Genomic DNA, 25,461 nt, shown 5'->3' with positions numbered 1-25,461 from the left:
AGACCTAAGTGCCCGGGCGGCAATAGGCAAGCCCGCAGTCACAGAACGCTTGCGAAATGGCCCGAAGGCCCGTCTTATGAAATCAAAATCAGGCAAGGGGCAGAGATGGCAGAGATTTCCAAGCGCAGGCGCATCTGGGGCTGGTGGTTTTTCGACTGGGCCAGCCAGCCGTATCACACCCTGTTGGTGACCTTTGTCTTTGGCCCTTATTTCGCCGGCGTTGCGGCTGAATTCTATGCAACCGCAGGGATGGATGCCGAAGCTGCCGCCGCGCAGGCGCAGACGGTCTGGGCCAACTGCCTGACGATCACCGGGCTGATCATCGCTTTCGGCGCGCCGCTGTTGGGGGCCATGGCCGATGTCTCGGGGCGGCGCATCCCATGGATCTTTGCCTTTTCCGTGATGTATGCCGTGGGGTCTGCGGCGCTGTGGTTCACGCTGCCGGACGGGTCGAACATGTGGCTGATGCTGTCGGCCTTCGGTCTGGGCTTCGTGGGGGCGGAATACGCGCTGATCTTCATCAACTCGCAATTGCCCGATCTGGGTGATGACAACGAGGTGGGCGAGATCTCGGGCTCGGGCTTTGCCTTCGGCTATTTCGGCGGGCTGATTTCCCTGGCGATCATGCTGGCGCTGTTCGTCGAGCAGCCCAACGGCAAGACGCTGATCGGGATGGAGCCGCTGTTCGGGCTGGACGCCGGCGCGCGCGAGGGCACGCGCTTTGTGGGGCCGTTCACCGCCGGGTGGTTCATCCTGTTCATGGTCCCGTATTTCCTGTGGGTTCGCGACGATCCGGCAGCCGACAAAAAGGGCAGCGTATCCGAAGCGCTGCGCCTGCTGGGAAAATCCGTGGCCGCTCTGCGGTACCGGGTCAGCCTGGCCAGCTATCTGGGGTCATCGATGTTCTACCGGGATGCGCTGAACGGGCTGTACAGTTTCGGCGGCGTCTATGCGCGGCTGGTGCTGGAGTGGGACCTGATCAAGATCGGCATCTTCGGCATCATCAGCGTGCTGGCTTCGGCGGTCTTCGCCTGGATCGGCGGCAAGCTGGACCGGAAATTCGGCCCCAAGCCGGTGATCCTGACTGCGATCTGGGTCTTGATCCTGGTTTGCACCACCATCGTGTCGATGGACCGGTCGCAGATCTTCGGCATCGCCCTGCCCCAAGGGTCGGGCCTGCCGGACATTGTGTTCTTTGGCTGCGGCATCCTGATCGGCGGGATGGGGGGCATTCTGCAATCTGCCAGCCGGTCGTTGATGGTGCGCCACACCGACCCGGCCGCCCCGGTCGAGAGCTTTGGTCTTTATGGTCTGTCGGGCCGCGCCACCGCTTTTGCGGCGCCATTGATGATCGGAATTGCAACAACCGCGACCGGCAGTGCGCGGTTGGGGGTGTCTCCGATCGTCGGGTTGTTTATTCTGGGATTGTTCCTAATGCGCTGGGTCAAACCGGAAGGGGATCAGAGCAGATGATTTCATTACGTTTTTTGGTATTTTTGGCAGGAATTGCGCTAGCCGGGGCGGCCGGGGCCCAACCGCTGGCCAAGCAGTTGTTCGGGGCTCAGAAGTACAGTTCGCAACAAAAACCGGCCGCTTTCGGCAGTTATTCGCGCGGATGCGCGGCCGGATCTGTGCAACTGCCCGAGACCGGACCCACCTGGCAGGCGATGCGTCTGTCGCGCAACCGCAACTGGGGCCATCCGCAATCCATCGACTTCGTGCAGGACCTCAGCCGTTTTGCGGCAAAGCAACCGGGATGGAACGGGCTGTATATCGGGGATATCAGCCAGCCGCGGGGCGGGCCGATGACCTCGGGCCACCGCAGCCACCAGCTGGGCCTGGACATCGACATTTGGATGCTGCCCGGTGACAACATGCGCCTGTCGCGCAAGGCGCGCGAGAATATCTCGTCAATCTCCTTGCGCCGCGCGAACGGCGCCTATGTGAATGGCAACTGGACAAAACAGCACCACGCCATCCTGCGCGAGGCGGCCAAGGACAAACGCGTGGCCCGCATTTTCGTGTTTCCGGGTGCCAAGGTGCAGATGTGCAAGGACGAGACCGGCAACCGTGCCTATCTGCGCAAGATTCGACCCTGGTGGGGGCATCATTATCACTTCCACGTTCGGCTGAACTGCCCGCGCGGTTCGCGCGGTTGCGTCAATCAGGATCCGCCTCCCAAGGGCGACGGCTGCGCTGAGGCCGAACAGTGGGTGCGCAACATCTTGAACCCGCCGCCGCCCGACCCCAACGCGCCACCACCGAAGAAACGGCGTGAATATGTTCTGGCGGATCTGCCCCAGCAATGCGCCGCCGTCTTGCAGTCCAACTGATCGCCAGCCTGTTTCTGGCCGGTTCCGCCTGGGCGGTCGAAGTCAAATCGGCCGAATATCTGGGCAGCTTTGCATGGCGCGCCAGCCATGACTGGTTCGGCGGTTTCTCTGCCATCCATGTCTCGGAGGATGGGCAGCAGGCCTGGGTGCTGAGCGACCGGGCCATGCTGGTATCGGCCCGCCTCGACCGGGATGGCGATCGGATCGCCGGGGTGCGCATCGTGTCTCATGACCCGCTGAAGTCCAGCCGCGGGCGGGCGCTGCGCGGCGGTGTCGGCGATTCCGAGGGTCTGGCGCTGGCGCCCGACGATAGCTTCTACATCTCGTTCGAAGGTGTGCATCGCGTGGCCCACTACGCAACGCCAAAGGCCCGCGGCCGCGTTCTGCCGCGACCTGCTGAGTTCGACGGGCTGGAGCGGAACGGTTCGTTCGAAGGGCTGGCCATCGACGCGCAGGGCCGCCTGTACACGATGCCCGAGAAAAGCCGCACGGCAAATGGCGACATCCCGGTCTATCGTTGGAACGGGCGCGCCTGGTCCGCGCCCTTCGTCCTGACGCAACGGGGCCGCTTTCTTCCGGTGGCCGCCGATTTCGGCCCTGACGGGCGGTTCTACGTGCTGGAACGCGCGGTGGCTCTGATCGGGTTCCGGTCGCGGCTGCGTCGATGGCAGGTCGACGGTGATACACCCACGGCCGAAGAAACCCTGTTTCAGACGGAAACCGGAACCCATGACAACCTCGAGGGGCTGTCCGTCTGGCGCGACGGGCAGGGGCGGTTGCGGGCCACGATGATCTCGGACGACAATTTTCTGGCCCTGCAGCGCACCGAACTGGTCGAATATCTGCTGCCGGATTGACATGGGCCGATCCCGGGTCTAGAAGCGCGGCTTGCCTTGGGAAACCCCCGGGGCCAAGTCGCCGCTACCTTGTCAAAACGGGCATCAGAACATGCAACGCAGCTTTATCCCCGGCATTCTTGCCATGGCCGCCATCGTCGTGGCCTCGAACATCCTGGTCCAGTTCCTGATCTTTGACGGGCTGCTGACCTGGGGTGCCTTCACCTATCCGCTGGCCTTTCTGGTCACCGACATCATGAACCGCGTCTATGGCGCGGGTCCGGCCCGCAAGGTCGTGTTTGCCGGCTTCGTCACCGGCGTGATCTGCTCGCTGATCGGCAGCCAGATCATGCTGCAGGGCGACGGGTTTACCTACGCCGCCGTGCCGTTGCGCATCGCCGTGGCTTCGGGAACCGCGTTCCTGATCGCGCAGCTGACCGACGTCACCGTGTTCAACGCCATGCGCGAAGGCCGCTGGTGGCGCGCGCCGTTGGTGTCCACACTGGTCGGATCGGCGCTGGATACCGCGATCTTCTTCACCATCGCCTTCTCGGCCTCGGTGACCTTCTTCGGTGCCGAAGCGGATGCGGCCATCAACTGGGCGTGGGAGCCCGTGCCCTTCATGCTGTCGGGCCCCGAGGCGCCCCTGTGGGTGACGCTGGCCTTTGCCGACTGGCTGGTGAAGCTGTCGCTGGCCCTGGTCGCGCTGATCCCCTTCAAGGTGATCGTCGCGCGCCTGACCGCACAGCCCGCGTAAAAAAACGCTTTGAGAATGGCACAAGTTGTGTCACCATCCTTTTCAACCGCAACAGATAGAAAAGGAGGTGATCCAGTGTCGAGAAAGAGATTGGAGAGAGGTGTCGGAACAACCGGGGGGACCGCCTGCTAGGGCAGCCCTTGGCGGAGCGCGCGCTCCGGCTGGTCGATTGATCTAACCGACCCGACCTCCTGAACTTTCGAAGGGCCGTCCCGCCGGGGCGGCCCTTTCTGTTTTCGGGTGACGCCTGTAAGGTCACGCCCATGCTGCGCATCACCGATGATATAACCCTGTACGATTGGGAAATGACCGAGAGCTTCATCCGCGCCTCGGGTCCCGGTGGGCAGAACGTCAACAAGGTCTCGACTGCGGTCGAGCTGAGGTTCGAGGCCGCGCGCTCGCCCTCGCTGCCCGACCCGGTCAAGGCGCGGCTGAGACGGCTGGCCGGGCGGCGCTGGACCAAGGATGGCGCGATCATCATCCAATGCAACGAGACCCGCAGCCAGGCCCGCAACCGCGAGATCGCCCGCGCCCGTCTGGCCGAGTTGATCGGCAAGGCGCTGGTCAAACCCAAGCGACGGATCGCGACGAAACCCACCTACGGCTCGGTCAAGCGCCGGCTGGCGGCAAAGAAGGCCCGGTCCGACGTCAAGGCGCTGCGCGGCAAGGTGGCGGAAGATTGATCTGGCATCTTTCTCTGCCGTTGCTAGTCTGACCGCGACAGGCGGCAGGGAGGCAAGGCCATGAGGCTGGAGGGAAAAACCGCAATCGTGACCGGCGGCGCATCCGGGTTCGGGGCCGGGATCGTGCAGAAATTCCTGACCGAGGGCGCACGGGTGATGATCGCCGACATCAACGGGGATGCCGCGCGTCACATGGCGGGAACGCTGGGTCCACTGGCCGATCACCGCCAGGTGGATGTCTCCGATGGCGACTCGGTCCAGGCGATGGCGGATGCGGCGCTGGGACTCTACGGCCATCTGGACATCCTGGTGAACAATGCCGGTGTGACCCACCTGCCGACGCCGCTGGAGGAGGTCAGCGAAGAAGATTTCGACCGCGTCTATCTTGTGAACATGAAGTCGGTCTTTCTGACCGCGCGGACGCTGGTGCCGCATATGAAATCGCGCGGGTCGGGGGCGATCCTGAACGTCGCCTCGACCGCCGGATTGTCGCCGCGCCCGAACCTGAACTGGTACAACGCCTCAAAGGGCTGGATGATCACCGCGACCAAGACCATGGCGGTCGAGCTGGCCCCGTCCGGTGTGCGCGTGAATGCGATCTGCCCGGTGGCGGGGGAAACGCCGCTTTTGAAATCCTTCATGGGCGAGGACACGCCCGAAATCCGCGCCAGGTTCCTGTCGACCATCCCGTTGGGCCGGTTCTCGACCCCGCTGGACATGGGCAACGCCGCCTGTTTCCTGTGCTCGGACGAGGCCAGCATGATCACCGGCGCCGCGCTTGAGGTGGACGGCGGCCGCTGCATCTGACGCCCCTTCATCTGGCCCAAAATATCCCCGCCGGAGGCAGCGCGCACCGGCGCGCTTTCCCGCAGTAAAGGACAAACCCAAATGACCCCCGGACCCAGAAACCTGATCACCGACATACCCGGCCTGCTGGTGGGCAACGCTCAGGACGCGGCCCTGAAATCGGGTGTCACCGTCCTGACCGGAGATCAGCCCCTGCGGGCCTCGGTGCATGTGATGGGGGGCGCCCCCGGCACGCGCGAGACCGATCTGCTGGCGGCCGACAAAACCGTCGATCGCGTGGATGCGATCGTGCTTTCGGGTGGCTCGGCCTTCGGGCTGGATGCCTGTTCGGGCGTGATGGACGGGCTGCATGCCCAAGGTCGTGGGTTTCAGGTAGGGTCGGCCGTGGTGCCGATCGTACCCGGTGCGATTCTGTTCGACCTTCTGAACGGCGGCGACAAGGCGTGGGGTGAAAACCCGTACCGCGCTTTGGGCCGGGCCGCATTTGACGCCGCAGCGGACACGTTCGATCTGGGCAGCGCCGGGGCCGGAACCGGCGCGCTGACGGCCATGTGCAAGGGCGGGCTGGGCTCGGCCTCGGCGATTTTGCCGGGCGGCGTGACCGTGGGTGCGCTGGTTGCGGCCAACCCGTTGGGCAGCGTCACCACCCCGAGCGACCAGCATTTTTGGGCCGCCCCGTTCGAGATCGGGGCCGAGTTCGGCGGGCTGGGGCCGGATGCGGCGTCCGGTCTGGGGGTTCCCGCGCCCAGCCGCAAGGCCCGGGCAATGGGCCATCCCCCGCCCGACAAGGCCAACACGACCATCGCCATCGTCGCCACTGATGCGGCCCTGACCAAACCGCAGTGCCAGCGCATGGCTGTGGCCGCCCATGACGGTATCGCCCGCGCCATCCTGCCCGCCCACACGCCGGGCGACGGTGACTTGGTGTTCGGCGTCAGCACGGGGCGGACCCCTTCGGCCGATGTTGATCTGGCTCTGCTGGGCCACGCCGCTGCCCTGTGCCTGACCCGCGCCATAGCGCGCGCGGTCTACCATGCGAAACCGGCGCCGGGCGACCTTCTGCCGTGCTGGTCGGACCTGAAAAGCACGCCTTGAAAATAGCCCTTTCGAATGCGTCAGGTCACCGCCGCGCGTCAAATTGCGCATTGACTTCGCGCGGGTTTGATACTGGTTAAAGGGCAGCCAATTCTTATCGGAGCAACGCCAATGAAACGTATCATCGCGACTGCCATCGTCGGCCTGCTGGCCGTGCCGGCCCTGGCCGAAGGCGACGCCGAAGCCGGCGCCAAGACCTTCAACAAGTGCAAGTCCTGCCACATGATCGCAACACCCGAGGGCGAGACGATCGTCAAGGGCGGCAAGACCGGGCCGAACCTGTACGGTATCGCGGGCCGTACCGCCGGCGCCGAGGAAGGCTTCAAATACGGCGCCAGCCTGGTTGCGGCCGGTGAAAAAGGCCTGGTCTGGGACGAGGAAAGCTTCGTCGCCTATGTTCAGGACCCCAAGGCGTTCCTGAAAGATTACCTGGGTGAAACCTCGGCCAAGTCGAAGATGACCTTCAAGTTGAAAAAGGGTGGCGAAGACGTCTTTGCCTATCTGCAAAGCGTTTCGGCCGAATAAGCCGCACTTGCCAAAAAACCGGAACAAGTACAAAAGGCCGCAGCCCTGCGGCCTTTCGTGCGCTTGATTGAAACGTCGATCATCGCCAGATTCGTCGCAGACCAACAACGCTGCGCCCGACCCGCCAGCGCATCGCGCCCAGTCGCCGATGCCGCCAGAGCGACGCAGTCACATCAGGAGAGGACAGATGGGAATCATGATCCCGGCTTGGGTTCATGGCGAGCTGACACCCGTGGACAAGCTGGAAGCCCACGAAAAGGGGCTCAAGCACAAGGCGGTCTCGGTCTTCGTCGTGCGGGGCACCGAGATTCTGATGCAGCGTCGCGCGCTGGGCAAATATCACACGCCCGGCCTGTGGGCGAATACCTGTTGCACCCATCCCGACTGGGACGAAAACTCCTCGGACTGCGCCGTACGCCGTCTGCGTGAGGAGTTGGGCATCACCGGGCTGTATCCTGAATACCGGCACCGGCTGGAATATCATGCGGATGTCGGAAACGGGATGGTCGAGAACGAGGTCGTGGACGTGTTCTTGGCGCATGTGCGCGGGCCGCTGAAGATCGAGCCCAATCCCGACGAGGTGATGGAGATCCGCTGGATCGACTATCACGATCTGCTGGCCGAAGTGCGCCGTCATCCCGAACGGTTCACCCCGTGGCTGAAGATCTACCTGCACAACCACGCTGACACGATCTTTGGCCCCGACCTGATCATCTCGGCCAAATCCTAACGCGCCCATCTTGCAAGGGCTGACGAAGCCGCATACATCACGGCGTCATGGCCAAGCAAAAGCAGAAGACAGACCCCAATTACAAGGTGATCGCCGAAAACCGGCGGGCCCGCTTTGATTACGCGATCGAAGAGGATATCGAGTGCGGCATCGTGCTGGAAGGGTCCGAGGTCAAGTCTCTGCGCGCGGGCGGGGCGAACATCGCCGAAAGTTATGCCGCTGTCGAGGATGGCGAACTGTGGTTGATCAACAGCTACATCGCGCCATACGAGCAGGCCAAGGCGTTCAAGCACGACGAGCGCCGCCGGCGCAAGTTGCTGGTCTCCCGCAAGGAACTGTCGAACCTGTGGGCCGCCACCCAGCGCAAGGGCATGACGCTGGTGCCGCTGGTTCTGTATTTCAACCACAAGGGCCGGGCCAAACTGAAGATCGGCATCGCCAAGGGCAAGAAGATCCACGACAAGCGCGAAACTCAGGCCAAGCGCGACTGGTCGCGCCAGAAACAGCGTCTGCTGAAGGATCACGGCTGACCCGGGCTGCGCCGCGGGTCAGAGTGGATCAGAACGCCATGGTGGCCTGCACCGCCCGTTTCCAGCGCGCATAGGCCGCTTCGCGGTCAGCCTCGGGCAGGATCGGTTCGAACCGTTGGTCCAGCGCCCAGGTGTCGGCAAATCCGGCCTGATCGGGATAGATCCCGGCCTTCATCCCCGCCAGCCAGGCCGCGCCCAGCGCCGTGGTTTCCTGCATGACCGGCCGGTCGACCGGCGCGCCCAGGATGTCCGACAAACCTTGCATCGCCCAGTCGGACGCGCTCATCCCGCCATCGACCCGCAGGATCACGTCCGCGTCGGCGCCCCAATCGCCCTGCATCGCGTGCCACAGGTCGCGGGTCTGGAAGGCGATACTTTCCAGCGTGGCCCGTGCGATCTCGGCCCGACCCGAGTTGCGGGTCAGACCGAACATGGCGCCGCGGCAGTCGGGCTTCCAATAGGGCGCACCCAGCCCGGTGAAGGCGGGCACCAGCACGACATGCTGGTTGGGGTCGGACTGCGCGGCCAGTTCGCCGCTTTGCGGGGCCGAGTCGATGATCTGCAGCGCGTCGCGCAGCCACTGCACCGCCGCGCCCGCGATGAAGATCGAGCCTTCCAGCGCATAGGTCCGCTGACCGTCCAGCTGATAGGCGATGGTGGTCAGCAGGCGGTTTTTCGACTCCACCGTCTGCGTGCCGGTGTTCAGCAGCGCAAAACAGCCCGTGCCATAAGTGGATTTCATCATGCCCGGCTGGAAACAGGCCTGCCCGATCGTGGCGGCCTGCTGGTCACCGGCCACGCCCAGAATCGGGATCGCCCCGCCAAACAGGCTGGTCTGGCCGAAATCGGCCGCGCAGTCGTGCACCTCGGGCAGCATCGACAGCGGCACGTCCAGAAGATCGCAGATCTCGGCGCTCCAGTTGCCCTTGTGGATGTCGAACAACAGGGTGCGCGCGGCGTTGGTGGCGTCGGTGGCGTGGACGCGGCCCTCGGTCAGGCGCCAGATCAGGAAACTGTCGATGGTGCCGAACAGCAGCTCGCGCGCCTCCGCCCGGTCGCGCGCGCCGGGTACGGTGTCCAGTATCCACTTGACCTTGGTGCCCGAGAAATACGGGTCGAGCAGCAGGCCGGTTTGGGCGGTCACGTCATCCTCGCAGCCCGCGTCGCGGAACCGCCGGCAGATCTCGGCGGTGCGGCGGTCCTGCCAGACGATGGCGTTGTGGATGGCCTTGCCGGTCGTCTTGTCCCAGACCACGGTGGTTTCGCGCTGGTTGGTGATGCCGATCCCGGCGATTTGGTCGGCCGAGGCACCGACCTCGTCCATCACCTGCCGGCAGACGTTCAGGACGCTGTCCCAGATTTCCTCGGGGTCGTGCTCGACCCAGCCTTCCTGCGGGAAATACTGGGTGAATTCCTGTTGTGCGGTGCCCACGCGCTGCATCTGCGCGTCGAACAGGATCGCGCGCGAGGACGTGGTGCCCTGATCGATTGCCAGAATATAGGTCATGCCCGTGCTCCCCCTGTCGTCATTTTCAGGGGACATTAGGCGATTGGTCAGGGCCGTTCCAGACCCCAGTTTCAGGCCACCGGCACGTCGATATTGTCGATCAGGCGCACGCCCTCCAGCCAAGCGGTGGCGAACAGGCGCGCGGGGCGGGTGGCGGCGGTCAGCGGCGTAAGCGTTTCGGAGCAGCGCAGGTCGATATACTCCACTTCGGAAAAGCCTGCCGCCAGCAGCGTGTCGCGGGCCGGCCCCACCAGATCCGCGAACGCGGCGCCCTGCGCCAGTTGCCCGGCCATGTCCTGCATCACCGCATGCATCCGCGCCCCGGTCACCAGCCCCTGGTCCGACAGACGCAGGTTGCGTGAGGACATCGCCAGCCCCGAGGGCTCGCGCACGGTGGGGCAACCGATCACTTCGATCGGGATGTCCAGATCGCGGGCCATGCGGCGCACGACCATCAACTGCTGATAGTCCTTTTCGCCGAAATAGGCTCGGTCCGCCTGCGTCTGCAGGAACAGTTTCGCCACGACGGTCGCCACGCCGTCGAAATGTCCGGGGCGGAATTCGCCCTCCATCACGTCGGTGAGGCCGGCGACGGACACAGTGGTGGCGAATCCGTCGGGATAGATCTGGTCCGGGTCGGGGACATAGATCGCGTCGACCCCCAGCGGCGCCAGCTTGGCCGCGTCGTCCTGCTCGGTGCGGGGGTACTTGGCCAGATCCTCGGGATTGTTGAACTGTTTGGGGTTGACGAAGATCGTCACGATCACCCGGTCGCAATCGGCCCGCGCCGCCTGAGCCAGCGACAGGTGCCCCTGATGCAGCGCGCCCATGGTGGGCACCACGCCGATGGTCTGGCCTGCCCGGCACCAGGCCTGGGTCATGGCGCGCAGGTCCGGCAGGGTGCGCAGGATGGGCGCGGTCATGCCTTGCCCCCCTTGGCGGGAGCCTGATCGGCAAACACATGCTCGGCTGCGGGGAAGGTGCGGGCGCGCACCTCGGCGGCGTATTCTGCAATGGCGGCCTCGGCCAGCGGGCCCAGATCGGCATAGCGTTTGACGAATTTCGGCTTGAATGCGGTGAAGAAGCCCAGCATGTCATCGACCACCAGGATCTGACCGTCACAGCCCGCCGAGGCGCCGATGCCAATGGTGGGAATGGGCACCTCGGCGGTGATCCGGTCGGCAAGACCCTGAGGAACCTTCTCGAGCACGACGGAAAACGCCCCGGCCTCGGCCACGGCGCGGGCGTCGGCCAGCACCGCCTCGGCCTGTTCGTCGCGGCCCTGCACCTTGTAGCCGCCCAGCGTGTTGATCGACTGCGGCGTCAGACCCACATGCGCCATCACCGGGATGCCGCGCTTGACGAGAAAGCGGATGGTCTCGGCCATCTCGACCCCGCCTTCCAGCTTGACCGCGCCCGCCCCGGTTTCGGCCATCAACCGGGCCGCGTTGCGGAAGGCCTGCGCGGGACCTTCCTCGTAGCTGGCAAAAGGCATGTCGATGACCATCATCGCCTTCTCCAGCCCGCGGGCGACGGCCTGGCCGTGCAGGATCATCATCTCCATCGTCACGCCAAGGGTCGAGGTCAGCCCATGCAGCACCATGCCGACGCTGTCGCCCACCAGGACGAAATCGCAATGGGCATCCATCAGCCGTGCCATCGGTGTCGTGTAAGCGGTCAGGCTGACCAGTGGCTCGCCGCCCTTTCTTGCTCGGATATCCTCGGCGTTCGGGGCTTTCTTGCGGGCTGTCGCGCTCATCTCGGGTCCTGTGGACAAGTCATGTTGCAGCGCGGCATAGCAGAGAGCGTCTCCGTTTTCAAAGACCGGTTGCGCCAACAATTCCTTGATTGACCTGAGGTTTGGGGGAACAGTGATTGCAGGCGGCCGCGAAATACCGGGCTGCGACGTAAGCATAGGGGAGGGAATTTTCATGACGAAATCAAGGTATCGCGCCTTTGCGTCCGCCTTGGCGGTGGGCGCCAGCCTGTTTGCGACCCAGGGCTGGGCGCAGTCGGACATCACCATCGCCATGCAGCTGGAGCCGCCGCATCTGGACCCGACCAGCGCCGCCGCGCAGGCCATCGACTCGGTGGTCTATGCGAACGTGTTCCAGGGTCTGACCCGCTTCATGGGGGATGGCTCGATCGTGCCGTCGCTGGCCGAAAGCTGGGACATCTCCGAGGACGGCAAGACCTACACCTTCAAGCTGCACAATGGCGTGACCTTTCACGATGGCACCACGATGGATGCCGAGGACGTGAAGTTCAGCCTCGACCGCGCCACCGCCGAGGATAGCGCCAATGCGCAGAAGGCCCTGTTCGCCGGGATCGAGTCCGTCGAGGCCGTGGACCCGCTAACCGTCAAGATCACCCTGACGGAACCGAACGGCAATTTCCTGTTCAACCTGGCGTGGGGCGACGCGGTGATCGTGGCGCCGGAAAGCATCGAGAACATCAAGACCAACCCGATCGGCACCGGCCCCTACACCTTTGCCGAATGGGTGCAGGGCGATCGCGTCGTCTTGCAGCGCAACCCCGATTACTGGGGCGAGCAGCCGGCGCTGGAAAAGGCGACCTTCAAGTTCATCTCGGACCCGACCGCCGCCTTTGCCGCCGTGATGGCCGAGGACGTGGACGTGTTCACCGGCTTCCCGGCCCCCGAAAACCTGCCGCAATTCGAGGCCGATCCGCGGTTCCAGGTGCTGGTCGGCTCGACCGAGGGCGAAACGATCCTGTCCACCAACAACAAGCGGCCACCGTTCGACGATGTTCGCGTGCGCAAGGCACTGGCCCATGCCATCGACCGGCAGGCCATCATCGACGGCGCGATGTTCGGCTACGGCACCCCGATCGGCACCCATTTCGCGCCGCACCACCCGGCCTATGTCGACCTGACCGGCAACTCGGCTTATGACCCAGAACAGTCCACGGCCCTGCTGGCCGAGGCAGGGTTCCCGGACGGGTTCGAGACCACCCTGCACCTGCCGCCGCCTTCCTATGCACGGCGCGGGGGCGAGATCATCGCCGCGCAGCTGGCCGAAGTCGGCATCAAGGCCGAGATCATCAACGTCGAATGGGCGCAGTGGCTGGAAAGCGCGTTCAAGGGCAAGGATTACGGCCTGACCATCGTCAGTCATACCGAGCCGATGGATATCGGCATCTATGCCCGGCCGGACTACTATTTCCAGTATGACAATCCCGAGTTCCAGAAGCTGATGGAAACGCTCAACGCCACGACCGACGAGGCCAAGCGGACCGAGTTGCTGCAGCAGGCGCAGCGGATCATCGCCGAGGATTACGTCAACGGATACCTGTTCCAGCTGGCGGCGCTGAGCGTGGCCAAGGCCGGCGTCAAGGGCCTGTGGGTCAATGCGCCGACGGCGGCGACGGACCTTGCCGCGATTTCCTGGTCCGAGTGACCGCAAAGGCAGGAGGCCCGGGTGCCCGGGCCTCCGCATTCACCCCAAGGTGCTGGTCCGCATGTATTTTTTGCGCCTTTCGCGTATTCTGATCTTCAACTTCGCCCTGCTGCTCGCCGGGCTGTTCCATTCGCCCGGTCCGGCCGGCGCCCAGGATCTGTTGTCCGAAGGCTTTGCGACAAAGGTGGAAATCCCCGACGAACCCTTGCAGGTGGGCATCGGAATCAAGATCGACCAGATCACCGGCGTCGATCAGAAGGCCGAAAACTATGGCGCCGTGGTGGTCATTCGTGGCGAATGGAAAGATCCGGCACTGGCCTTCGATCCGGAAGAAAGAGGGCGAGAGGTTCTGGTGGTCGATCCCAAGAAGCTTGCCGATTACGCGACCACGACCATCGGCACCGTCATTCCCGTCTTCGTCGTCCAGAACCAGCAGTCCAACCGCTGGATCCACGAATCCGTGGCCGCGGTCCATAGCGACGGCCGGGTCATCTATATTGAGAAATCTTCCCTGACGTTGCAGGCACCCCATTTCAACTTTCTGAAATACCCGTTCGACACCCAGGAGTTCCACTTCAAGGTGGAATCGATCCTGCCGTCTGAATTCGTGTCCTTCGTGCCGCTACGCGAATTTTCGGGGCTGGGGGATCAGCTGGGAGAGGAAGAGTGGATCCTTGGCAACGACAGGATGGAGAAGAACCACGTCATCGGCGTATCGGGGCGGATCAGCGACCAGGTGGATCTGGTCTTCGAGGGCAAGCGGCACCTGACCTATTACATCATCCGGGTCTTCCTACCGATGCTGGTTCTGATCACCGTCAGCTGGGCTTTGTTCTTTCTGGATGAATACCGCAAGCGGATCGAGATGTCCGGGGCCAACCTGCTGGTTTTCATCGCCTTCAACTGGGCGATCTCGGCCGACCTGCCCAAACTGGGGTATCTCACCTTCGTCGACTTCATCCTGCAGTGGATGTTTTTGGTCACGGGCGCGATCATTGTCTTCAACGTGGTGCTGCGAAAGATCAAGATTTCGGGGCGCGACGACCTCGCCCGCAAACTCGACAATTACGTTATCAAGTGGATCTATCCGCTGGGCTATGCCGCGATCGTGGGCTGGGCGGTTTATGCCTATCTGCTAGCATCTTAGGCGCTGGACCCAGGGCAAAACCGCGCCTAACGTGGCACTGATGCTTCGCTATGCGTTCAAACGCCTGATTTCGCTGGTTCTCAGCCTTGCGGTCGCCTCGGTGGTCATCTTCGCGGTGATCGAGGTGGCACCCGGCGATCCGGCATCCTTCATGCTGGGGGTGAACGCGCAGCCCGACACGCTGGCGGCCTTGCGCGCCGAGCTTGGCCTGGATGTGCCCAAGATCGAGCGCTATTTCACTTGGGTCGGCGGGATGCTGACCGGCGATTTCGGCACCTCCTACACCTACCGCACACCGGTTTCGACCATGATCGCGGACCGGATGTGGGTGTCTCTGCCGCTGGCGCTCTATGCGCTCACGCTGTCGACGGCCATCGCCTTTCCGGCGGGCATCTATGCGGCCTCGCGGCGCGGCCGGCCCGGGGACATCGCGGTGATGGGCGCCACCCAGCTGGGCATCGCGGTGCCGAATTTCTGGTTCGCGATGATGCTGGTGCTGGTCTTTGCGATCAATCTGCGCCTGTTCAACGCGGGCGGCTTTGCCGGGTGGGAAAACGGCATCTGGACCGGCCTGCATTCGCTGACTCTGCCGGCCATCGCGCTGGCACTGCCGCAGGCGGCGATCCTGGCGCGGGTGATGCGCTCGGCCCTGCTGGACATACTAGGCGAGGATTTCATGCGCACTGCCCGCGCCAAGGGCCTCAGCCGCCGTCAGGCGCTGTGGCGGCACGGGGTGCGCAACGCGCTGATCCCGGTGCTGACGATCATCGGGCTGCAGTTTTCCTTCCTGCTGGCCGGGGCGATCATCATCGAACAGGTCTTCTACCTGCCCGGTCTCGGGCGGCTGGTGTTTCAGGCGATCTCGTCGCGCGACCTGATCGTGGTCGAGTCGGTGGTCATGCTGCTTGTCTTCGCGGTCATCACCGTCAATTTCCTGGTCGATCTGGCCTATGCCGCCGTCGATCCCCGGCTGAGGAGCCGCACATGAGCCGCAACCTGATCCTCGGCGCATGCCTGTCGTCTCTGGTGGTTCTCGCAGCGCTCGTTTCCTTTGTCTGGACGCCCTATGACCACGCCGCACTGAACATTCCTGACAAGCTGCAACAACCCAACGCGCAGCACTGGTTCGGCACCGATCATTTCGGGCGCGATCTGTTCTCGATGATCATGGTGGGCGCGCGCACCTCTATCGCGGTGGCGCTGGTGGCGGTGGGCATCGGCATGGCGCTGGGCGTGCCGCTGGGCCTGACGGCGGCGGCGCGCAAGGGGTCTTGGCTGGACGAGCTGATCATGCGCGGCAACGATCTGGTCTTTGCCTTTCCCTCGCTGGTCATCGCCATCCTGATCACCGCCGTCTTCGGCGCGGGCGCGATCAACGCGATCATCGCGATCGGCATCTTCAACATCCCCGTCTTTGCCCGCATCACCCGCGGCGCGGCCCTGTCCCTGTGGGAGCGCGAGTTTATCCTGGCGGCCCGTGTCGCGGGCAAGGGCGCGGCGCGGATCTCGGCCGAGCACATCCTGCCCAACGTCGCCAACCTTTTGATCGTGCAGGGCACCATTCAGTTCTCTCTGGGTATTCTGGCCGAGGCGGGTCTGTCCTATGTCGGTCTGGGCGCGCAGCCTCCCACGCCCAGCTGGGGCCGGATGCTGGCCGACGCGCAGACAATGGTCAGTTTTGCCCCGCATTTGGCTCTGATTCCGGGGCTGGCGATCATCGTCACGGTGCTGGGGCTGAACCTGATGGGTGACGGGCTGCGCGACTGGCTCGACCCCCGCATCCGGGTGGCGCGCGCATGAGCTTGCTGGAAATCCATAACCTGTCGCTGTCGATCCACGCCGTCGGCATCCTCAAGGACGTAAGCCTGTCCGTCGATCCCGGACAGATCGTGGCCGTCACCGGCGAGAGCGGTTCGGGCAAGTCGATGACGGCGCTGGCGGTGATGCAGCTTTTGCCCAACGGGGCGCGGACATCGGGATCGCTGCAACTGGACGGGCAGGACCTGCTGGGCCTGCCCGAGGCCGAGATGTGCGCCCTGCGCGGGGCGGCGATCGGCATGGTGTTCCAAGAGCCGATGACGGCGCTCAACCCGGTCCAGACCATCGGGGCGCAGGTGATGGAGACCATCCTGATCCACAAGGCGATGCCGCCCGATCAGGCCGAGGCCCGTGCCCGTGAGGTTTTGACCCGCGTCGGCGTGCCGCCCGAGAGGTTCCCGCTGGACCGCTACCCGCATGAACTGTCGGGCGGGCAGCGGCAGCGGGTGGTGATCGCCATGGCCATCTCGCTGCGCCCCCGGCTGCTGATCGCGGACGAGCCGACGACGGCGCTGGACGTGACGACGCAGGCGCAGATCCTCGATCTGCTCAAGGGTCTGGTCACGGAATACGGCATGGGCCTGTTGATGATCACCCATGATCTGGCGGTGGTGGCGGACATGGCCGACCGGATCGTGGTGATGCGCAACGGCGAAGTGGTCGAGGCCGGGCCTACGGGTCAGCTGCTGACCAACATGCAGCATCCCTACACGCGGATGCTGTTCGAGGCCTCGAACCACCAAGTCGAACTGCCCGCCCCGGCGGCCCCGGCGCCTCTGCTTTCGGTCTCGGAGGTGGTGCGCGACTATCGCCTGCCGCGTGCGCGGCTGTTCGAAAAGCCCGGCCATCATCGCGCCGTGGACAATGTGAGTTTCACGCTGAATCGGGGCGAACGCCTTGGGCTTGTGGGCGAGTCCGGTTGCGGAAAATCGACTCTAACACGGGCCATTTTAGGGCTCGAGGAGGTGCAGGGCGGGCAAATTCTGCTGGACGGCCAGCCGGTGTTCACCGGGCACAAACCCAACCTGGCCGTGCGCCGCAAGATGCAGGTGGTGTTCCAGGACCCGTTCGGCAGCTTCAACCCCCGGCACCGGGTTGCCCGCCTGATCACCGAACCTTTTCACCTGCTGGAAACCCCGCCCACCGGGTCGGAACGGCAGGATCGCATCGCCGAGATGCTGACCGCCGTGGGCCTGTCGCCCGACGATGCGTGGAAATACATCCACGAATTCTCGGGCGGGCAGCGCCAGCGCATCGCCATCGCCCGCGCGCTGATTATCCGGCCCGAGCTGATCTTGTTCGACGAGGCCGTCTCGGCGCTGGATGTCTCGGTCCGGGCACGGATCCTCGACCTGCTGGCCGAGCTGTGTGCGACCTATGACCTGACCTACCTGTTCATCAGCCATGACCTAAGCGTGGTGCGCACCATTACCGACCGGGTGATGGTGATGCAGTCGGGTCGGATCGTCGAGCAAGGTGAGACCGAGCGCGTGTTCTCGGACCCGCAGCACCCCTATACGCAAACCCTGATCCAAGCCGTGCCGAAATTGCCCGATTTCGGGCAAGGCGCAGCATGAAACCTCTTTGTTAGAGCCTGTTTTGGAGGCAGATATGCAAAATCCCATCTGGTTTGATTCTACCTTGTGCCTGATCGGCGGCTATTGGGTCGCGAGCGATGACACGCTTGATCTGACCAACCCGTCCGACGGCACGCCGCTCGGCCGAATTGCGCGCGGTGGGGCGCCGCAGATCGATGCCGCCGTGCAGGCCGCGCAGGCCGCGCTGGACGGCGACTGGGGCCGGATGACCGCGCTGGAGCGGGGCCGCATCCTGACCCGTCTTGGACAGTTGGTGCAGGACAGGATCGAGGAGCTTGCGCTGCTCGAAGCGTTGGATGTTGGAAAACCGCTGACCCAGGCGCGCGCCGACGCTCTGGCGCTGGCGCGCTATTGCGAGTTCTACGGCGGTGCGGCGGACAAGGTGATGGGCGAGACCATCCCCTATCTCGACGGCTACACCGTCTATACCCTGCGTGAGCCGCACGGGGTGACCGGCCATATCGTGCCTTGGAACTACCCGATGCAAATCATCGGCCGCTCGGTCGGGGCGGCGCTGGCCATGGGTAATGCCTGCGTTCTGAAACCGGCGGAAGAGGCCTGTCTGACCGCGCTGGCCTTTGCCCATCTGGCAACCGAGGCGGGGCTACCCGCCGGCGCGCTGAACGTGGTTCCCGGCATCGGGGCCGAGGCGGGCGCGGCCCTGTCGGCGCATCCGGGTGTGCATCATATCTCGTTCACCGGATCCGTGGCGACGGGCGCGCTGGTGCAGCAGGCGGCCGGACGCAATGTGGTGCCGGTGACGCTGGAACTGGGCGGGAAATCTCCGCAACTGGTGTTTGATGATGCCGATCTGGAGGCCGCGTTGCCGTTTCTGGTGAATGCGGGCATCCAGAACGCGGGTCAGACCTGCTCGGCCGGGTCGCGTGTTCTGGTTCAGCGCGGCGTCTATGCCGAGGTCAAGGCGCGCATGGCCGCCGCCTATGCCGACCTGACCGTCGGCCCCGCGACCGAGGATCTGCGCGTTGGGCCGCTGATCTCGGATCGGCAGAAGCAGATCGTGACCGGCTTTCTGATGCAGGGAGCCGATCTTGAGATCGCAGCACAGGGCCGAATCGTGGATCACGCGCCGCCGGGCGGGGCCTATGTGCGCCCGACGCTGTTTGGTGACGTGCGGCCCGATCATCCGCTGGCGCAGAGGGAAATATTTGGCCCGGTGCAGGTTCTGATCCCTTTCGACACCGAGGAACAGGCCATTCAAATCGCCAACGGCACCGACTATGGGCTGGTGGCCGGGGTCTGGACGCGGGATGGCGCGCGGCAGATGCGGCTGGCCAAACGACTGCGCGCGGGGCAGGTGTTCATCAACAATTACGGCGCGGGCGGCGGGGTCGAGCTGCCGTTCGGCGGGGTCGGAAAATCGGGCCATGGCCGCGAAAAGGGGTTCGAGGCACTGTACGGTTTTTCCCAGCTGAAAACCGTAGCCGCCCATCACGGCTGAGCCGGGCTAGACGATCACTTCGATCGCTTCTTGTTCGCCCACGCCAAAGACGCGCTTGTAGCGCTCGATCTCGTCTTTCGGCCCCATCGCCTTTTCGGGGTTGTCCGACAGTTTCACCGTCGGCCGCCCATTGGCCGAGACCGCCTTGCACACCAGCGAGAACGGCGCCAGCGCATCCCCCGGCACCAGACCGCGGAAATCGTTGGTCAGCAACGTGCCCCACCCGAACGAGACCTTCACCCGGCCCGCGAATTGGCCGTGCAATTCGCGGATCTTGTCCACATCGAGCCCGTCCGAGAATATGATCCGCTTCTGGCTGGGATCCTCGCCGCGCGATTTCCACCACTCGATGGCGATCTCGGCGCCCTTGGCCGGATCGCCGCTGTCAATGCGGATGCCGGTCCAGCCGGCCAGCCAGTCGGGTGCGCGGTCCAGAAACCCCTTGGTGCCATAGGTGTCGGGCAGGATGATACGCAGGTTGCCGTCATGTTCGTCATGCCAGTCGCTCAGCACGTCATAGGGCGCGCGGGCCAGTTCTTCGTCGGTTTCGGCCAGCGCCGAATAGACCATCGGCAGTTCATGCGCATTGGTGCCGATCGCCTCGACCTCGCGCCGCATGGCGATCAGGCAGTTCGACGTTCCCGTGAAGGCCGGGCCCAGCCCTTCGATCATTGCCTGCACGCACCAGTCCTGCCACAGGAAGGAATGCCGCCGCCGGGTGCCGAAATCTGCGATCCCCAAACCGGGAATGCCGCGCAGCGTTTCGATCTTTTCCCAGACACGGGTCATGGCGCGGGCATAGAGAACCTGAAGCTCGAACCGGCGCATGTCGTTCAGAACCGCGCGTGAGCGGAGCTCCATCAGCACCGCCAGGGCCGGAATCTCCCACAGCATGACCTCGTGCCATTTGCCCTCGAAGGTCAGCTCGTACTGATCGCCGCGGCGTTCGAGGTGATAGGGCGGCAGGCGCAGATTCTCGAACCATTCTATGAAATCGGGGCGGAACATCTGGCGCTTGCCGTAGAAGGTGTTGCCCCGCAGCCAAGTGCTTTCACCCCGGCTGAGGCTGAGCGAGCGGATATGATCGAGCTGTTCGCGCAGCTCGCCCTCGTCGATCAGCTTGGCCAGCGGAACGTGATTCGACCGGTTGATCAGAGAAAACACGACCGTCGTTTGGGGCTTGTTGCGAAACACTGACTGGCACATCAGCAGTTTGTAGAAATCCGTGTCGATCAATGACCGCACGATCGGGTCGATCTTCCATTTGTGATTGTAGACACGGGTCGCGATGTCGACCATGGGGAGCTCCTGCCATTTCCGTTGTTAGATCAATCGGTGCGGTGATTGGCAAGAGTCCCGGATCTGTTAACAATGCCAAGGACAGGTCACAATCCGGGCATAAAGTCCGATCCTTTCGCGATCTAGTGAGGGGGGTGGGATGGGACCAGAAGTTTGTAAGTGGTGAATGAGTCTGACGTACGATTTTGATATTGTAACGATTGCTGAAGAGTCCGAGACGGAAAACCCTGAGGCCGGTGCCCAGGTGGCGGGGCGGCATGTCTATGCCGTGTTTCGCGATATCCGCACGGCGGATGCGCTGCGCCGGGCCTCGCCCAGAATCCGCAGGATTTTCGTGGATGCCGGTTTCAGTCTGGAATCCAGACGAACCGGGCTCGAGCGCGATCTGTACCCGGCAGAAGATGCCGAGGCGCGCGCGCTCATCCTGCGCCGGTTGTTCGACAACATTCGGAACCGGGGCGTTCAGGGCCAGTATTGCGGCACGTTCGACATCCTGGCGTTTTTGCAACATGTACGTCGTGCGCAGCCGCTGCCCCGCAGGCCGGTCCAAGAGAGATCAAAGCCGGCCCGGGCCGGTGCCGACGCGAAGAAGACCGCCCGCCGCTCGATCGTGGGCCGGGTCGGGTTCGCGCTGGGGCTGGCGGTCATCCTGTTCGTCGTGCTGAAATATCTGGCGGCCACCGGGGCGACGCCCTGATCAGAGCAGCGCCACACCTGCCGTTTGCATGGCTTGCTCGGCCGCAGCCAGCGACCCGTCTAGGTCGATCGCCCGGCAGGCGTCGGTTCTGACGGTCACGTCAAAGCCCAGCCGGGCCGCATCCACCGCCGAATAATGCACGCAGAAATCGGTCGCCAGGCCCACCAGCGTCAACCGGTCTATCCCGCGCGTGCGCAGATAGCCTTCCAGCCCGGTGGGGGTGGTCCGGTCGTTTTCGAAGAAGGCCGAATAGCTGTCGATCGCGCTGCGAAAGCCCTTGCGCAGGATCAGGTCGGCATCGGTGCGCAGGTCGGGGTGGAATTCGGCGCCGAGTGTGCCCTGCACGCAATGGTCGGGCCACAGGACCTGTGGGCCATAGGGCATTTCGACCAGATCATAAGGTGCCTTCCCCAGATGGGATGACGCGAACGAGGAATGACCTGCCGGGTGCCAGTCTTGCGTCAGGATCACCGCGTCGAAATCTGGCATCATGGCATTGATCGGGGCAACGATCTCATCCCCGTTGGGAACCGCCAGCGCGCCGCCGGGGCAGAAATCGTTCTGGACATCGATCACGATCAGGGCATGGGTCATGGCAGCCTCCTTTGCGTGTGCTATCGGTAGGGGGGCGGGCGGTGGTCGTCAATGCGGTCTCTTGCGTTGCGGGGGGCCGCGCATTAGATCGCGGCCATGTACACGATCGCCGCACTGTATCACTTCACCCGTTTTGCCGACCCGGACGCCCTGCGCGCGCCGCTGCTGGAGCTGTGCCGCGCGCAGTCGGTCAAGGGCACGCTGCTGCTGGCGCATGAAGGCATCAACGGCACCATCGCCGGCCCCCGCGCCGGGATCGACGCGGTGCTGGCGCATATCCGGGCGCTGCCGGGCTGTGCGAACCTGGAATGGAAAGAGGCCACCGCCAGCCAGCCGCCGTTTGGCAAGATGAAGGTGCGCCTGAAGAAAGAGATCGTGACCATGGGCCAGCCGGATGTCGATCCGCGCGCCCGCACCGGCCATTATGTCGAGCCGCAGGACTGGAACGATCTGATCCGCTCGGATGATGTGGTGGTTATCGACACGCGCAACGACTATGAGGTGTCGATCGGCACATTCGAAGGCGCAATCGACCCTAAAACGGACAGTTTCCGCGATTTTCCCGCTTGGTGGGAGCAGAACAAGCATAGGTTCCACAACAAGCGCGTCGCCATGTTCTGCACCGGCGGCATTCGCTGCGAGAAATCCACCAACTATCTGCTTGGGCAGGGGGTCGAGGATGTCTACCACCTGAAGGGCGGCATCCTGCGCTATCTCGAGGAGGTCCCGCCCGAAGACAGCACCTGGAAGGGTGAATGCTTCGTGTTCGACAACCGCGTGTCGGTGGGGCACGGGCTGGTCGAGGGGCCGCACCAGCTGTGTCATGGCTGCCGCCGCCCGATCCTGCCCCAGGACATGGAGCGCCCTGAATACGAGCATGGCGTGTCTTGCCACCAATGCATCCACGAGACGTCCGAGGCCGACAAGGCGCGGTTCCGCGAACGGCAGAAACAGATCGCGCTGGCGCGGGCGCGAGGCGAAGAGCATCTGGGCGGTCAATAGCGAATCGCGAAAGCGCTTGTGATGGCGGACGCTTCGGTGAAGGATGGCCGAAGCCGAACCGCCGAGGATGACAGATGCCCGCCGACCCAACCACCTTCGAGGACTGGAAGCCCACATTGCTGGCCGCGCTGGGGCTGATTCTGGTCAGCACGATGGCCTGGTATCTGCTGTCGCATCTGAACGAGGCGACCGCGGGCACCACGATCGGGACCGCCACGACGATCGGGCTGGCGTTTTTGCTGGTGTGGCAGACCTGGTACTACATGACTCGGGTCCGCAACCCCAAGCGGCAGCTGCTGCTGATGGGGATCTCGTTCATTCAGGCGGTGCCGTTCCTGTTTGCAGCCGTCTATGGGTCATATGGGTATCACGACCTGTGTGTCGAGGGCGCGCGCCGCCCCAGCGATGTGCTGTATTTCTCGTATGTCACCTTCACTACGGTCGGGTTCGGCGACCTGCGGCCCATCGGCGTCTGCCGGGCCCTGGCCGTGGCCGAGGCCATCACCGGATATATCCTGCTGGGCCTGTTCGTGGCCGCCGCCGTGGGCCTGTACGGCAGCACCCATCGCGCCCGGCGAAACCACTGACGCTTACTTGTTGCGGTCGATCCACTGTGACATGGCACGTTTGTCGCGAAAGCACTCATCCGGGATCGGGCGGCGCTTGCTGCGCGAAATACGTTCGGCAAATGCCACCTGCTTGCCGGTGGGATAGTTTGAAAAGGGCGAGGTATCTTGCGGCTTGTGCGCCGAAATCCAATCGGACATTGACCGTCGGTCACGCTGCGCTTCGACGGGTATCTCGAGCGCGGCCTGACGCGCGATCGCGCGGGCATAGCGCATCTGCCGATCCGTGACCGGCAGTAGGTGATAGTCGTTTGTGGGCTCCATCCGGGCCGTAATCTGCCGGGACCGTTGCATTGTGCAATCCTCCGATCATGTGGAACATAAATGGAACATTAACCAAATTTTTCAAGTTTTCTTGCGGATTCAGCGGCGGAAACTGGCCGATGCCAGTGTTTTATTGACTGACCAATCAACAACCCTTAACTGCGGTTGGAACCCATTTGCCGCTGGCCTGACCGGCGGCCCCGCAAGAAAAGGATCCGCCATGAAATTTCAGCCCACGGCCAGCCATTTCATCGATGGCGAATATGTCGAAGACACCGCAGGCACCCCGATCGACGTGATCTATCCGGCTACGGGCGAGGTCATCGCCCGCCTGCATTCGGCGACGCCGCAGATCATTGAACAGGCTCTAAACAGTGCAAAACGCGCTCAAAAGACCTGGGCGGCGATGACCGGGACCGAGCGCGGCCGCATCCTGCGCCGCGCCGCCGACATCATGCGCGAGCGCAACCGCGAGTTGTCGATCCTCGAAACCCATGACACCGGCAAGCCGTTGCAGGAAACGCTGGTGGCCGATGCGACCTCGGGCGCGGACGCGCTGGAATATTTCGGCGGACTGGCCGGGTCGCTGACCGGCGAGCATATCCCGCTGGGCAGCGGTGATTTCGTCTATACCATCCGCGAGGCGCTGGGCGTCTGCGTCGGCATCGGCGCGTGGAACTACCCCACCCAGATCGCCTGCTGGAAGGGTGCCCCGGCGCTGGCATGTGGCAATGCGATGGTGTTCAAACCCTCGGAAACCACGCCCCTGTCAGCGCTGAAAGTGGCCGAGATCCTGATCGAGGCCGGCGCGCCCAAGGGCATCTACAACGTGGTTCAGGGCTATGGCGATGTGGGCGCCGCGCTGGTCACCGACCCGCGCGTGGCCAAGGTGTCGCTGACCGGATCGGTGCCCACGGGCCGCAAGGTCTATGCCGCCGCCGCCGAGGGCATGAAACACGTCACGATGGAACTGGGCGGCAAGTCGCCCCTGATCGTGTTCGACGACGCCGATATCGAAAACGCCGTCTCGGGTGCGATCCTGGGCAATTTCTATTCCTCGGGCCAGGTCTGTTCCAACGGCACCCGGGTCTTCGTGCAGAAAGGCATCAAAGAGGCCTTTCTGACCCGACTGACCGAACGTCTGGCCAAGGTGAAGATCGGCGACCCGATGGATGAGGCCGTGAATTTCGGCCCGATGGTCAGCGAGAACCAGATGAACATCGTTCTGGGCTATATCGAGAAGGGCAAGGCCGAGGGCGCACGGCTGGTCCATGGCGGCGCGCGGCTGGATCGCCCGGGCTTCTACCTTCAGCCAACGGTCTTTGCCGACGTGACCGACGACATGACCATCGCCCGCGAGGAAATCTTCGGCCCCGTCATGTCGGTGCTGGATTTCGAAACCGAAGACGAGGTGATGGCCCGCGCCAACGCCACCGAGTTCGGCCTGGCCGCCGGCGTGTTCACAAACGACCTGACCCGCGCCCATCGCGTGGTGGCCGGGTTCGAGGCAGGCACCTGCTACATCAACACCTACAACCTCGCCCCGGTCGAGGCGCCGTTCGGCGGGTCGAAAATGTCGGGCGTCGGGCGCGAGAACTCGAAGCTGGCGATCAACCACTATTCGGAAATGAAAACCGTCTATGTCTCGATGAACGACGTCGAGGCGCCTTACTAGACGATCCCAAACCGGGATTCCGTCCAACTTGCCCTGTTCCCGACATTTGGGGTCGGGAAC

26 protein-coding genes are annotated in these 25,461 nt (G+C 63.9%); 20 read left to right on the top strand and 6 right to left on the bottom strand.

From position 1 onward, the window contains the following. Window positions 1–105 precede the first annotated feature (105 nt). The 10 genes from AC2FM3_RS06485 (at window position 106) to smpB (ending at window position 8,296) form a co-directional block, all read left to right on the top strand. Window positions 106–1,473, top strand: coding sequence for an MFS transporter (locus AC2FM3_RS06485; RefSeq protein ID WP_496680046.1), 1,368 nt, complete (start codon window positions 106–108; stop codon window positions 1,471–1,473). Beyond that, window positions 1,470–2,333, top strand: coding sequence for a penicillin-insensitive murein endopeptidase (gene mepA / locus AC2FM3_RS06480; RefSeq protein ID WP_496680045.1), 864 nt, complete (start codon window positions 1,470–1,472; stop codon window positions 2,331–2,333). Before AC2FM3_RS06485 ends, mepA begins: the two co-directional genes overlap by 4 nt. Continuing rightward, complete coding sequence (locus tag AC2FM3_RS06475; protein WP_496680044.1) at window positions 2,306–3,190, top strand: esterase-like activity of phytase family protein; 885 nt, start codon at window positions 2,306–2,308, stop codon at window positions 3,188–3,190. Before mepA ends, AC2FM3_RS06475 begins: the two co-directional genes overlap by 28 nt. A gap of 91 nt (window positions 3,191–3,281) precedes the next feature. Then, window positions 3,282–3,926: a queuosine precursor transporter gene (locus AC2FM3_RS06470; RefSeq protein WP_496680043.1), complete on the top strand. Its 645-nt coding sequence runs from the start codon at window positions 3,282–3,284 to the stop codon at window positions 3,924–3,926. Window positions 3,927–4,189: 263 nt separating this feature from the next. Then, window positions 4,190–4,609 (top strand): alternative ribosome rescue aminoacyl-tRNA hydrolase ArfB, encoded by a 420-nt coding sequence (gene arfB, locus AC2FM3_RS06465; protein WP_496680041.1) that lies wholly within the window; start codon window positions 4,190–4,192, stop codon window positions 4,607–4,609. 60 nt (window positions 4,610–4,669) lie between these two features. Beyond that, complete coding sequence (locus AC2FM3_RS06460; protein ID WP_496680039.1) at window positions 4,670–5,416, top strand: SDR family oxidoreductase; 747 nt, start codon at window positions 4,670–4,672, stop codon at window positions 5,414–5,416. Window positions 5,417–5,497: 81 nt separating this feature from the next. After that, entirely contained in the window at window positions 5,498–6,511 is a 1,014-nt protein-coding gene (locus AC2FM3_RS06455; RefSeq protein WP_496680037.1) for a P1 family peptidase, read from the top strand. A 111-nt stretch (window positions 6,512–6,622) separates the two neighbouring features. Then, complete coding sequence (locus AC2FM3_RS06450) at window positions 6,623–7,036, top strand: c-type cytochrome (RefSeq protein WP_496680036.1); 414 nt, start codon at window positions 6,623–6,625, stop codon at window positions 7,034–7,036. A gap of 187 nt (window positions 7,037–7,223) precedes the next feature. Continuing rightward, window positions 7,224–7,766: an isopentenyl-diphosphate Delta-isomerase gene (gene idi / locus AC2FM3_RS06445; protein ID WP_093964071.1), complete on the top strand. Its 543-nt coding sequence runs from the start codon at window positions 7,224–7,226 to the stop codon at window positions 7,764–7,766. A 47-nt stretch (window positions 7,767–7,813) separates the two neighbouring features. Beyond that, the gene (gene smpB, locus AC2FM3_RS06440; RefSeq protein WP_496680035.1) at window positions 7,814–8,296 is read left to right on the top strand and encodes an SsrA-binding protein SmpB; all 483 of its coding nucleotides are present in this window, start codon (window positions 7,814–7,816) and stop codon (window positions 8,294–8,296) included. Between the two features lie 28 nt (window positions 8,297–8,324). Here the strand turns inward: smpB and glpK are convergent, their stop codons facing one another. The 3 genes from glpK to panB form a co-directional block, all read right to left on the bottom strand. Next, window positions 8,325–9,803 (bottom strand): glycerol kinase GlpK, encoded by a 1,479-nt coding sequence (glpK, locus tag AC2FM3_RS06435; RefSeq protein WP_496680033.1) that lies wholly within the window; start codon window positions 9,801–9,803, stop codon window positions 8,325–8,327. Window positions 9,804–9,874: 71 nt separating this feature from the next. After that, window positions 9,875–10,726: a pantoate--beta-alanine ligase gene (gene panC, locus AC2FM3_RS06430; RefSeq protein WP_496680032.1), complete on the bottom strand. Its 852-nt coding sequence runs from the start codon at window positions 10,724–10,726 to the stop codon at window positions 9,875–9,877. Then, the gene (panB, locus tag AC2FM3_RS06425; protein ID WP_496680030.1) at window positions 10,723–11,562 is read right to left on the bottom strand and encodes a 3-methyl-2-oxobutanoate hydroxymethyltransferase; all 840 of its coding nucleotides are present in this window, start codon (window positions 11,560–11,562) and stop codon (window positions 10,723–10,725) included. The genes panC and panB overlap by 4 nt, the downstream gene beginning before the upstream one ends. Window positions 11,563–11,734: 172 nt before the next feature. Here panB and AC2FM3_RS06420 point away from each other — a divergent pair, with 172 nt between their 5' ends. The 6 genes from AC2FM3_RS06420 to AC2FM3_RS06395 all read left to right on the top strand — a co-directional run bounded on the left by AC2FM3_RS06420 (window position 11,735) and on the right by AC2FM3_RS06395 (window position 19,244). Then, window positions 11,735–13,222: an ABC transporter substrate-binding protein gene (locus AC2FM3_RS06420; protein WP_496680029.1), complete on the top strand. Its 1,488-nt coding sequence runs from the start codon at window positions 11,735–11,737 to the stop codon at window positions 13,220–13,222. Window positions 13,223–13,283: 61 nt separating this feature from the next. Then, complete coding sequence (locus tag AC2FM3_RS06415) at window positions 13,284–14,369, top strand: ligand-gated ion channel (protein ID WP_496680028.1); 1,086 nt, start codon at window positions 13,284–13,286, stop codon at window positions 14,367–14,369. A 40-nt stretch (window positions 14,370–14,409) separates the two neighbouring features. Continuing rightward, a complete protein-coding gene (locus AC2FM3_RS06410; RefSeq protein WP_496680147.1) occupies window positions 14,410–15,357 on the top strand; it encodes an ABC transporter permease in 948 nt (315 codons plus the stop codon). Then, window positions 15,354–16,169 (top strand): ABC transporter permease, encoded by an 816-nt coding sequence (locus tag AC2FM3_RS06405; RefSeq protein ID WP_496680027.1) that lies wholly within the window; start codon window positions 15,354–15,356, stop codon window positions 16,167–16,169. The genes AC2FM3_RS06410 and AC2FM3_RS06405 overlap by 4 nt, the downstream gene beginning before the upstream one ends. Then, window positions 16,166–17,764, top strand: a complete 1,599-nt coding sequence (locus AC2FM3_RS06400; protein WP_496680026.1) for an ABC transporter ATP-binding protein — start codon at window positions 16,166–16,168, stop codon at window positions 17,762–17,764. Before AC2FM3_RS06405 ends, AC2FM3_RS06400 begins: the two co-directional genes overlap by 4 nt. A 34-nt stretch (window positions 17,765–17,798) precedes the next feature. After that, on the top strand, window positions 17,799–19,244 hold the full coding sequence (locus tag AC2FM3_RS06395) for an aldehyde dehydrogenase family protein (RefSeq protein WP_496680025.1): 1,446 nt from the start codon (window positions 17,799–17,801) through the stop codon (window positions 19,242–19,244). 6 nt (window positions 19,245–19,250) lie between these two features. On the opposite strand, the gene pncB is transcribed toward AC2FM3_RS06395, so the two are convergent. Further along, window positions 19,251–20,543 carry a nicotinate phosphoribosyltransferase gene (gene pncB, locus AC2FM3_RS06390; protein ID WP_496680024.1) on the bottom strand — a complete coding sequence of 431 codons (1,293 nt, stop codon included), beginning with the start codon at window positions 20,541–20,543 and terminating at the stop codon, window positions 19,251–19,253. Between the two features lie 166 nt (window positions 20,544–20,709). On the opposite strand from pncB, the gene AC2FM3_RS06385 reads away from it, so the two are divergent. Then, window positions 20,710–21,240 (top strand): hypothetical protein, encoded by a 531-nt coding sequence (locus tag AC2FM3_RS06385; protein WP_496680023.1) that lies wholly within the window; start codon window positions 20,710–20,712, stop codon window positions 21,238–21,240. Here AC2FM3_RS06385 and pncA read toward each other — a convergent pair whose 3' ends face one another. Next, on the bottom strand, window positions 21,241–21,834 hold the full coding sequence (gene pncA, locus AC2FM3_RS06380; RefSeq protein ID WP_496680022.1) for a bifunctional nicotinamidase/pyrazinamidase: 594 nt from the start codon (window positions 21,832–21,834) through the stop codon (window positions 21,241–21,243). A gap of 96 nt (window positions 21,835–21,930) precedes the next feature. Here pncA and trhO point away from each other — a divergent pair, with 96 nt between their 5' ends. Next, on the top strand, window positions 21,931–22,836 hold the full coding sequence (trhO, locus tag AC2FM3_RS06375; RefSeq protein ID WP_496680021.1) for an oxygen-dependent tRNA uridine(34) hydroxylase TrhO: 906 nt from the start codon (window positions 21,931–21,933) through the stop codon (window positions 22,834–22,836). Window positions 22,837–22,910: 74 nt separating this feature from the next. After that, complete coding sequence (locus AC2FM3_RS06370; protein ID WP_496680019.1) at window positions 22,911–23,423, top strand: potassium channel family protein; 513 nt, start codon at window positions 22,911–22,913, stop codon at window positions 23,421–23,423. 3 nt (window positions 23,424–23,426) lie between these two features. On the opposite strand, the gene AC2FM3_RS06365 is transcribed toward AC2FM3_RS06370, so the two are convergent. Next, a complete protein-coding gene (locus tag AC2FM3_RS06365) occupies window positions 23,427–23,756 on the bottom strand; it encodes a hypothetical protein (RefSeq protein WP_496680018.1) in 330 nt (109 codons plus the stop codon). A 190-nt stretch (window positions 23,757–23,946) separates the two neighbouring features. Between AC2FM3_RS06365 and betB the strand changes: the two genes are divergently transcribed. Next, window positions 23,947–25,401 carry a betaine-aldehyde dehydrogenase gene (gene betB / locus AC2FM3_RS06360; RefSeq protein ID WP_496680016.1) on the top strand — a complete coding sequence of 485 codons (1,455 nt, stop codon included), beginning with the start codon at window positions 23,947–23,949 and terminating at the stop codon, window positions 25,399–25,401. Window positions 25,402–25,461: the final 60 nt, after the last annotated feature.

The organism is Ruegeria sp. BHSB172, assembly GCF_059613165.1.
This window is presented reverse-complemented; position numbering and strand designations above follow the sequence as displayed.